The sequence below is a fragment of the Aureimonas ureilytica genome (genome assembly GCF_001475935.1).
GTDB classification, from domain to species: domain Bacteria; phylum Pseudomonadota; class Alphaproteobacteria; order Rhizobiales; family Rhizobiaceae; genus Aureimonas; species Aureimonas ureilytica_A.
The window spans coordinates 41,675-51,316 of sequence record NZ_LDQA01000012.1 but is presented as its reverse complement, the minus strand read 5'-3'; the positions used below and the strand labels follow the sequence as shown (position 1 = coordinate 51,316).

Sequence of the window (9,642 nt, the reverse complement as noted above, 5' to 3'; positions counted from 1 at the left end):
CGCCGCGCGCGCGGCGGCCAGCCGCATGGCCTCGCTGGCGGGCGAGGAGGTCGGCGGGCTCGTCGGCTGGCGGATGCGGCTCGACACGCGCGTTTCGGCCCGCACGCGGATCGAGGTCGTGACCGAGGGCGTGCTGACGCGCCTTCTCATCTCCGACCCCGAACTCAACGGGACGGCGGCGATCCTGTTCGACGAGTTTCACGAGCGCTCGCTGGACGGCGATTTCGGTCTGGCGCTGGCGCTCGACGTGCAAGGGGCGCTGCGGCCAGACCTGAAGCTTCTCGTCATGTCCGCGACGCTCGACGGCGCGCGCGTCGCCTCGCTCCTGTCGGATGCGCCGGTCGTCCAGTCCGAAGGCCGCGCCTTTCCGGTCGAGATCCGGCACCGCGACCGCGCGCCGGACGAGCCGGTGGAAGACGCCAGCGCGCGCGCGGTGCTGGAGGAACTGAAGGGCGGCTCGGGCTCCATTCTCGTCTTCCTGCCCGGCCAGCGCGAGATTGAGCGCACGCTGGAGCGGCTGCAAGGGCGCGTGCCGGAGGACGTGATCCTCGCCTCGCTCTTCGGCGCGATGGAAGGGGCGGCGCAGGATGTCGCCATCCGCCCCGCTCCGGCCGGGCGGCGCAAGGTCGTGCTTGCCACGACGATCGCCGAAACCTCGATCACGATCGACGGCGTGACCACGGTGATCGACAGCGGATTGAAGCGCCAGCCGGTCTTCGAGCCCGCCACCGGCCTGTCGCGGCTGGAAACGGTGCGTGTGTCGCGTGCCTCGGCCGAGCAGCGGGCTGGCCGCGCGGGGCGAACCGCGCCCGGCACCGCCATTCGCTTGTGGCGCGCCGAGCAGACGGCGGCGCTGGAGCCCTTCGACCGGCCCGAAATCCTTTCCACCGACCTTTCCAGCCTGCTTCTCGACTGCATCAGCTGGGGCGCGGCCGACCCGGCGAGCCTGCCCTTTCTGGACAAGCCGCCCGCGCCGGCCGTCGCCGAAGCGCGGCTTCTCCTGGAGGAGCTTGGCGCGCTGGACGAGAGCGGGCGGTTGACGGAGGCCGGCGAGCGGATGCGCGCCCTGCCGCTTGGGCCGCGCCTCGCGCGCATGGTGACGGGCGCGGCGCAGGGCGAAAGCCGGCGTCTGGCCGCCCGCCTCGCCGTGCTGCTCGGCGAGCACGGGCTCGGCGGCAACGAGACCGACCTGTCGGAGCGCCTGCGCCGCTGGGGCGCCGACCGCAGCCCGCGCGCCAAGGCGGCCCATGATCTTGCCGCGCGCATCGTGCGCCAGGCGGACGGGCCGGGCGAGTTGGAGAGCGACGAGCCCGGCGCGCTGCTCGCCCTCGCCTATCCCGACCGGATCGCCATCGCGCGCGGGGCGCGGGGCAGTTTCGTCCTGTCGAACGGGCGCGGCGGGGCACTGGAGGAAACCCACGCGCTGGCACGCGAGCCGGCCTTGGTCGTCGCCGATCTCGGCGGGCTGGCTCAGCCGAATACGCAAGCGCGCGTCGGGCGCATTCGCGCCGCCGCCCCGCTCTCGCGCGAGGCACTCGAAGCCGTCATGGCCGCGCGCATCCGCGAGGAGGAGGTCGTCGCCTTCGACCCCGGCAGCCGCAGCGTGCGGGCGCGCCGCCTGCGCCGGCTCGGCCGCGCCACCTTGAGCGAGGCGACCCTGCCGCTTCCCTCCGATGGGCGCGTGACGGAGGCGCTGATGGCCGGCATCCGCCGCCTCGGCATGGGCGCGTTGCCCTTGGGCAAGGACGGCGAGCGGTTGCTGCAACGCCTGCGCTTCGTGGCAGAGGCCGATGAGAGCTGGCCGCGTTTCGACGACGAAACGCTTCTGGACACGCTCACCGACTGGCTCGGCCCCTATCTGCCGGGCGTGTCCTCGCTCGGCGCCATCGAGGCGGGAAACCTGCATGAGGCGCTTCTCTCGCGCCTGCCACCCGGCGAAGCGCGCCGGCTCGACACACTGGCCCCGACGCATTTCGCCGCGCCCACGGGCTCGCACCATCCGATCCGCTACGAGGCGGACGGGCCGGTTCTGGCGATCCGCGTGCAGGAACTCTTCGGCCTCAAGGCGCATCCGCGCGTGGCCGGCGGGCGCTGGCCGCTGACGCTGGAGCTTCTGTCGCCCGCCCATCGTCCCATTCAGATCACGCGCGATCTGCCGGGCTTCTGGGCCAGCTCCTGGGCCGATGTGCGCGCCGACCTGCGCGGGCGCTACCCCCGTCATCCCTGGCCCGAAGACCCGGCGTCCGCCGCGCCCACGAACCGCGCCAAGCCGCGCACCTGAAACCGGGAACCGGACCCTTCGGATCGGCCCACCGGCCCTTTCCGCCCATGGGCGTCGCCGCCGATGCTCGCCGGCAACGCCCCCCCTCGCCGGTCTTCCGCCGCAAGGTTACGTCCTCGGCTCTGAAAATCCCTCTCAGAATCTTCGGCTGAAGGCGGGCCGAGGGATGTTTCGTCGGCCCGCACGGAGCGAGGCGCACCGATGGGCGGGCGCGGGGCCAAACCTTCGACAACGCGAAGGACGGGTCAGACGCCGGGCTCGCTCCGACGGGTGAACAACCGACCAGCCGCCCCCGTAAAGGTTTTGTAAGGCGCTGGTCAGCCTGCTGCGCGACCGCCGCGCCGCGCGTCCATCGGCCACCCTGTCGGACGACACCGGATGTTCTATCTCTTGACGGATCAAGGGAAAGCTGCGCCGCGATGATGAAACTGCCCGGTCCGTCCGACTTCGACGCCCCGACCTGGCCGCCGCGCCGCCTGCGCGAAAGCCAGCGGATGCGAGTGGCGACGTTGACGCGGCTGCGCTGGCTGTCGGTCGGCGGGCAGATGGCGGCCTGTATCTTCGTCGCCTGGGGCCTGTGGTATCCCTATCCCGTTATCGCCTGTCTCAGCCTCATCGCGCTGTCGGCGCTTCTCAATATCGCGATCGGGCTGAGCTATACGCGCACGCAGCGCCTGTCGCCGCGTCAGGTCACGGCGATCCTGACCTTCGACATCCTGCAACCGACCGGCCTTCTGTTTCTCACGGGCGGCATTCAGAACCCGTTCTCGATCTTCCTGATCGTGCCCGCCATGATCGCGGCGGCCACGCAGCCGGCCGCCGTCACGATCGGCCTCGGCATTCTGGCGGTAGCGGCGGCGACCTTTCTGGCCTTCTTTCACTACCCCGTGCCCTGGCCGTCGGACCTGCCCTTCAACCTTCCCTTTCCCTATCTCGGCGGCATGTGGTTCGCGCTGGTGACGACGCTGGTCTTCGCCACCTTCTATATCTACCGCGTCGCCGCCGAAGCCCGCACCCTATCGGACGCGCTGACCGCAACGGAAATGGTGCTCCAGCGTGAGAACCACCTGTCGGCGCTGGATGGCCTGGCGGCGGCGGCCGCGCACGAACTCGGCACGCCGCTCGCCACCGTCGCGCTGGTGGCCAAGGAAATGGGACGCTTCACCCCGCCCGACCATCCGATGCGCGAGGACATCGATCTCCTGATCACCCAGACCGAGCGATGCCGGGCGATCCTGCGCCAATTGTCCAGCCTGTCCTCCTCCTCGGAGGAGCATATGGCACATTTGCCGCTTCTCTCCCTGATCGAGGAAGTGGTCGCGCCCCATCGCGATTTCGACATTGCCATTCGCGTGTCGGCTGGGCGCCGAACGGGTGCGGAGCCGGTGCTTCGCCGCAATCCCGGCATTCTCTACGGGCTCGGCAATATCGTGGAAAACGCCGTGGACTTCGCCAAGGGCGAAGTCGTGGTGGATGTCTCCTGGACGGCCGATCATGTGGCGATCCGTGTGATCGACGACGGCACGGGATTTTCGTCCGATGTCCTGTCGCGGATCGGCGATCCCTATGTCTCGCCGCGCGAAAGCGAGCCGCGCCAGTTCGGCGGCAATCTCGGACTCGGCGTCTTCATCGCCAAGACACTTCTGGAGCGATCGGGCGCGCAGATCACATTCGGCAACCGGCCGGAAGGCGACCCACAGGGCGCCAGCGTGCAGATCGTCTGGGCTCGCTCGACGCTCGACACAAGACTGGCCTCCCAAAGTGCTTCGCCGTCCACACATTATGCAGCCGATAGTTTCAGCGAGTTTGACGTTTCCCGGCTTTGATTTCAGTCCCTTGGTGCCCCATATCTTGATGCACAAGGGATATGGGCCATGCTGACGCACGAGAACGATTCTTCATCCCTCGCCGAGATCCGTGTCGAGGGTGACAACTCCATTCTTCTGGTCGACGACGACAAGCCGTTCGTCACGCGCCTGGCGCGCGCTTTCGAACAGCGCGGCTTCGACGTTCGTACCGCCGAAAGCGTATCGGATGGAACGGGTGCCATCCGCGCCGCACCGCCCGCCTATGCCGTCGTGGATATGCGGCTCGGCACCGGCAACGGGCTCGATGTGATCGAGGCCTTGCGTCAGGCCAGGCCCGACGCGCGTGTCGTTGTTCTCACGGGCTACGGCAATATCGCGACGGCCGTAAATGCTGTGAAGCTCGGCGCGATCGATTATCTCGCCAAGCCGGCGGATGCCGACGAGGTGATCGCTGCCTTGATGCGCGATCCTACCATCAAGGCCGAGCCGCCCGAGAACCCGATGTCGGCCGATCGCATTCGCTGGGAACATATCCAGCGTGTTTACGAGATGTGCGATCGCAACGTATCGGAAACGGCGCGCCGCCTGTCCATGCACCGTCGCACGCTCCAGCGCATTCTCGCCAAGCGCGCGCCCCGCTAGATCGATCCGCTTCGGGCTCGCTGAATTCGATCCTGCGGGAAGCCTCTCATTGCCCTCGCGCGGTCATGTTCGGCCAGCCGCGTTCAGGCGTGTCGATAGGTGGGTCTGGGCCAGGATGAAGCCCGCGATGTCCTTTTCCGGCATCGGGCGGCTGATGAGGTATCCCTGCGCCTCGTCGCAGCCATTCGCTTCCAGCCAAGCCAGCTGAGACGCGTATTCGATTCCCTCCGCCACGATGCGAAACCCCATCTGTCGGGCGATATTGATGGTTCCCCTCACGATCGCCTCGCTGTCGCGGCATGAGCCGATGCCGTCCACGAAGCTTTTGTCGATCTTGAGTTGCCGGAAGCGACGGTCGCGGATCAGGCTCAGGGACGAGTAGCCGGTTCCAAAATCATCCAGCGCGATGGTGGCTCCGAGCGCCTTGAGTTCCGTCAGCGCTTGGCGCGTCAAGGCGTCATTGTCGAACAGCGCGGTTTCCGTCATCTCCAGAACGAGGCGCGTCGGCGGCAATCCACTGTCCCGCAACGCTCGGGTGACCTCCAGCACGAAGCCCGGCTGCTTCAACTGCAAGGGCGAGATGTTGACGGCCAGCGCGATCTCGGCTGGCCAGGCCAAGGCGTCCCGCGCCGCACGGCGAAGAACCCATAGACCGATCTTGCCGATCAATCCGCTTTCTTCAGCCAAAGGAATGAAGCGATCGGGACCGATCGGCCCCCTTTCGGGATGTGTCCAGCGCAGCAGCGCTTCGAAGGACGACAGCGAACGGGTCTGCATGTCCATGATCGGCTGATACACGAGATGAAGCTCGTCATGGTCGATCGCCCAGCGCAGATCGGCTTTCAGCTTCTGGCGCTCCTGCGTCTCTCCGGCCATGTCGTCCGAAAAGAGGCGATAGGTGTTCCGCCCTTCCGCCTTGGCCCTGTAAAGCGCGATATCGGCGTTTCGAGACAACTCCTCCAGATAGCCATCCTGGCTGCGCCCCAAGGCGATGCCGATGCTGGCCGTGGCCACGAACGAATGCTCCATGATCTCGACCGGCGGGATGAGAGCCTCCAGAACCGTGCGCGCAAGTCTGGCCTGCGTCGCGGGATCGTTGCCGCGAAGGTATAGGACGAATTCGTCGCCGCCGAGCCTCGCCAGAAAGACATCGTCGCTGACGACCGCCTTCAATCGACGGCCGATTTCGTTGAGGAGAAGGTCGCCCGCGCGATGGCCGAGCGTGTCGTTGATCAGCTTGAACTCATCGACATCGATGTAATGAATCGCAACCGGATGCGCTTCGCTCATCAAAGCCCGTTCGGCAAACTCCTCGAAGGCCGCGCGGTTCGGAAGGCCGGTCAAGGCATCGATGAACGCGAGGCGCTCGACGCGAGTCTGCGCGTCGTGATGCCGGATCGCAATGGCGCAAAGATCGACGCAGGTCTCGACGATGCGCCGCTCCATCTCGCCGGGACCGCGATGGCTCGTTCGATAATAGAAAGCGAAGGTTGCGAGCACGCGGCCATTATCGCCGATGATCGGGCTCGACCAGCAGGCCCGCAGACCAAACGGCAAGGCCAAACCGCGCGCCACCTCCCAAAGAGGATCGCTCTCGATGTCGGTGACGACGACCTCTCGACCATGAAAGGCTGCCGCGCCGCAGGAGCCGGCCTTCGGTCCGCAGGGGATTGCATGAAGCAACGTGCGATAGGAGTCCGGCAGACTCGGCCCCGCCAGCAGATGCAGACGCCCATCCCCGTCGAGGGTCATGATCGAGCAGATGACATCCGTGGCCAGTTGCTCCGCGCTCCGGCACAGCAAGTCCGCAAAGGACGAGAGGTCACGTCCCATCGCAATTTCACGGAGCATCTCCGTTTGCAATTCGAGCAACCTGATCACGACGAAATGGCTTCCTCAAGACTTGCCCACGGGCGCTCCTTGAAGTTGTATCCGAAATTCGTTGACAAAGCCGTTTGCTCGACCCTGCGTATCGAGGAAACTTTGGCAAGGGCCTCAGCGCTGCGTCAGGCTCAGGCCGATCCGTTTCGCATCAGCTTATGGCCTATTGGGCAAGAGGCCCCGAGGTATGAGAGACGGCTTCAGCGACTGGGCTGGATCGGGATGCCTGGTATTTCGGAACGCGCTCAACCATCCTCGTCCAGCGCCAGACCGCCCTCCGTCAGGAACGGGTTGGCGCTCCATTCCGCCCGCAGGAGACGATCGGAGGCGATGCGCGCGAAGCGCAACGTCAGGGCCTTTCGCGTGGCGGGCGACATGCGCTCCTCCGGCGCCTCGCGCAGGATTTCCGCCCCGTAGCCATCCGACAGGATGAGGCCGCAGCATTCGGGAAAGATGTCGGTCGGAACGCCGGGATGGGTCGCGAAATACAGCCGGTCGCAATGCAGCCGATAATCCGGCCATTTGCGATCGACGCGGAAATCCTCGATCGAGGATTTGATTTCCACGATCGTGAACTCGCCCTTTTCCGACAAGCCGAGCAGATCGGCGCGCCGCCCGGTCACGAGCGGAATTTCGGGCAGGACGGACACGCGCATCTGGATCATCAGGCGCTGCACGCCCCGGCGCACCAGCATGGCGCGTTCGGACTGGCGACCGTCGATCAGCGGATCGCGCTGGTTCAGCGAAACGATAGGCATAACGGGGAGTTAACCTATGCTCGAGCTGATCGGCAAGCCAAAACGGGAACAAAAGCAAAACGCGACAGGGTGTCGCGTGAGGTTCGCAACGCCTGCGGAGGGCTCTTGGGCAGATGGGAGGTGCGGCCTATCCCTTCCCGCCACAGGCCAAGCAGGCCTTCGAAGGTCAACACGGCGAAGGGTTCCCCGCGCTCCGAGCTCGCCTGATCGACGCGGCCCGCTTGTCCAACACCCCGCTCAGAGGCCCAGCGCTTCGTCCACGAAACGATGGCGGATTTCGGCGGCGACGCGCATCGGCGCCTCCAGGCTCGGTAGGTGGCCGCATTCCTCCAGAAGCACGAAGCGCGCGTCGGGCATGGCGCGCGCCATGGCCTCTCCAGCGGAAGGCGGCGAGAACTGGTCCTCCGCGCCCCAAAGAAGAAGCGCGGGGCAGGTGATACCAGAGACATCGGCTGTGCGATCGGGGCGCGAGAGCAGCGCCTCGTTCTGCGCCAGAAGAAGGCTCGCGCCGGCTCGCCCGGTCATCAGGCGGAACGTGTCGGCCGCCGCCGCACCGCGCCCTTCGGGCTCGAACACGATGCGCCGCGCCATGTCTTCCAGCATATCCGCCCCGCCATCGGCCTCGATCGCGGCACGGCGGCGCTCCAGCGGCGCAGGGTCCGTCACCCCCGCCGGCCCCGCGCCCATGACCACGAGCCCCCGCACCTGGGCGGGCGCCATCAACGCCACCTCGCGCGCGACATGGCCGCCGAACGAGGTGCCGGCGACAAGAAACGGCCCCTCGCCGGCCGCATTCAGCACCGCCCTGGCACAGGCCTTCATGTCGGGCTCGGCCGGGATCACAGTCCGGCAGTCGAAGTCCGGCCGTAGCAGCGGCACGAGCGGTTCGTAGAGATCGCCGTCGCAGGCAAAGGCGGGAATGAAGACGAGGCGCATCGGGTCGCTCCGGTGTCGGGATCGGGGCACGGTTGCCTGATATAGGGCGCCATCCCCCGGTGCCGACGAGGAAGCGCGTCTTTCTCCACAAACGAAGTTTGCCCGCCTCCCCATTTGCTGCGCGGGCGAAGCGGGCGTAAGAGCCGGCATGGAACGTCCTCGATGCGACGCTCCGATCGGACCGGCCCGAGCAGGCCCGGATCGACCGCCGCCCATCCTTTGCGCCTTTCACGATCGGACCTTTCATGCAGACACGTCCTCTCGGCCGCACCGGTCTCCAGGTCAGCCGCATCTGTCTTGGAACCATGACCTTCGGCGAGCAGAACACGGAGAGCGAGGCTCATGCCCAGCTCGACCGCGCCCATGAGTTCGGCATCAACTTCCTCGACACGGCAGAGCTTTACCCGATCCCGCCCAAGGCCGAGACGCAAGGGGCGACGGAGCGCTATATCGGCTCCTGGCTGAAGACCCGGTGCCTTCGCGACCAGCTGGTGATTGCGACCAAGGTCGTCGGCCGCTCCGACTCCACCTGGTTCCGCGCGGACGGGTCGAAGCCGCGCCTCGATCTCCAAAATATTCGCGAAGCGCTGGAAGGCTCGCTGAAGCGCTTGGGCGTCGAGGCGATCGATCTCTATCAGGTTCATTGGCCGGACCGGCCGACCTCGGGCTTCGGCTCGGTGCCGACGCGCTGGAAGTCGCCCGAAGAGGACCCAAGTGAAGTCGCCATCGAGGAAACGCTCGATGCGCTGGGCGAGCTCGTAAAGGAGGGCAAGGTCCGCCATCTCGGCCTGTCCAACGAATCCGCCTGGGGCACGATGCGCTACCTCGCCCATGCCGAGCGGACGGGCGCACCACGCGTCGCCAGCATCCAGAACGCCTATAATCTCCTGAACCGGGTGTTCGAGCCGGCGCTGGCCGAGGTCGCGCTGCGCGAAGATGTCGGCCTTCTCGCCTATTCGCCGCTGGGTCAGGGCTATCTGACCGGCAAATATGCCGGCGGCGCGCGGCCGGCCGGCTCGCGCAAGGCCCTGTTCGACCGTCTTCAGCGCTATGAGAAGCCCGGCACGGCCGAAGCGGTGGACGCCTATGTCGCGCTGGCGGAGCGCTTCGGCCTGAAGCCCGCCACTTTCGCCAACGCTTTCGTTCTCGCTCAGCCCTTCGTGACCGCCACGATCATCGGCGCGACGACGATGGAGCAGCTGGAGGAATGTCTGGCGGCCGAACACGTCACCTGGACGGACGAGATGCAGGCGGCGGTGGATGCGGTTCACCAGCGCGTCGGCAACCCCGCGCCCTGACGGAGCCGACCGGCCCACCCGCTTTTCGCGCGGGTCGG

The 9,642-nt window shown here is 66.9% G+C and carries 7 protein-coding genes; 4 read left to right on the top strand and 3 right to left on the bottom strand.

What is annotated here, in order from left to right:
- From hrpB to NS365_RS04980, 3 genes are all read left to right on the top strand, one after another.
- Nucleotides 1–2,281, top strand: a 2,281-nt coding sequence (gene hrpB, locus NS365_RS04990; protein WP_058599187.1) for an ATP-dependent helicase HrpB, incomplete at its 5' end; no start/stop codon positions are given.
- Nucleotides 2,282–2,700: 419 nt separating this feature from the next.
- Nucleotides 2,701–4,107 carry an ActS/PrrB/RegB family redox-sensitive histidine kinase gene (locus NS365_RS04985; protein ID WP_058599183.1) on the top strand — a complete coding sequence of 469 codons (1,407 nt, stop codon included), beginning with the start codon at nt 2,701–2,703 and terminating at the stop codon, nt 4,105–4,107.
- Nucleotides 4,108–4,155: 48 nt separating this feature from the next.
- A complete protein-coding gene (locus NS365_RS04980; RefSeq protein ID WP_058599182.1) occupies nt 4,156–4,731 on the top strand; it encodes an ActR/PrrA/RegA family redox response regulator transcription factor in 576 nt (191 codons plus the stop codon).
- Between the two features lie 63 nt (nt 4,732–4,794).
- On the opposite strand, the gene NS365_RS04975 is transcribed toward NS365_RS04980, so the two are convergent.
- The 3 genes from NS365_RS04975 to NS365_RS04965 all read right to left on the bottom strand — a co-directional run bounded on the left by NS365_RS04975 (nt 4,795) and on the right by NS365_RS04965 (nt 8,306).
- Entirely contained in the window at nt 4,795–6,582 is a 1,788-nt protein-coding gene (locus NS365_RS04975) for a putative bifunctional diguanylate cyclase/phosphodiesterase (RefSeq protein ID WP_153003661.1), read from the bottom strand.
- 275 nt (nt 6,583–6,857) lie between these two features.
- Nucleotides 6,858–7,370 (bottom strand): MmcB family DNA repair protein, encoded by a 513-nt coding sequence (locus NS365_RS04970; protein ID WP_058599180.1) that lies wholly within the window; start codon nt 7,368–7,370, stop codon nt 6,858–6,860.
- Between the two features lie 237 nt (nt 7,371–7,607).
- Nucleotides 7,608–8,306, bottom strand: coding sequence for an alpha/beta fold hydrolase (locus NS365_RS04965; RefSeq protein ID WP_058599179.1), 699 nt, complete (start codon nt 8,304–8,306; stop codon nt 7,608–7,610).
- 245 nt (nt 8,307–8,551) lie between these two features.
- Here NS365_RS04965 and NS365_RS04960 point away from each other — a divergent pair, with 245 nt between their 5' ends.
- A complete protein-coding gene (locus NS365_RS04960) occupies nt 8,552–9,604 on the top strand; it encodes an aldo/keto reductase (protein WP_058599178.1) in 1,053 nt (350 codons plus the stop codon).
- Nucleotides 9,605–9,642: the final 38 nt, after the last annotated feature.

Excerpts from the sequence above, each read along its gene's own strand:
- NS365_RS04960 (WP_058599178.1), top strand. The coding sequence starts at position 8,552 with ATGCAGACACGTCCTCTCGGCCGCACCGGTCTCCAGGTCAGCCGCATC.
- NS365_RS04980 (WP_058599182.1), top strand. The coding sequence starts at position 4,156 with ATGCTGACGCACGAGAACGATTCTTCATCCCTCGCCGAGATCCGTGTC.
- NS365_RS04970 (WP_058599180.1), bottom strand. The coding sequence starts at position 7,370 with ATGCCTATCGTTTCGCTGAACCAGCGCGATCCGCTGATCGACGGTCGC.
- NS365_RS04965 (WP_058599179.1), bottom strand. The coding sequence starts at position 8,306 with ATGCGCCTCGTCTTCATTCCCGCCTTTGCCTGCGACGGCGATCTCTAC.
- NS365_RS04985 (WP_058599183.1), top strand. The coding sequence starts at position 2,701 with ATGATGAAACTGCCCGGTCCGTCCGACTTCGACGCCCCGACCTGGCCG.
- NS365_RS04975 (WP_153003661.1), bottom strand. The coding sequence starts at position 6,582 with ATGCTCCGTGAAATTGCGATGGGACGTGACCTCTCGTCCTTTGCGGAC.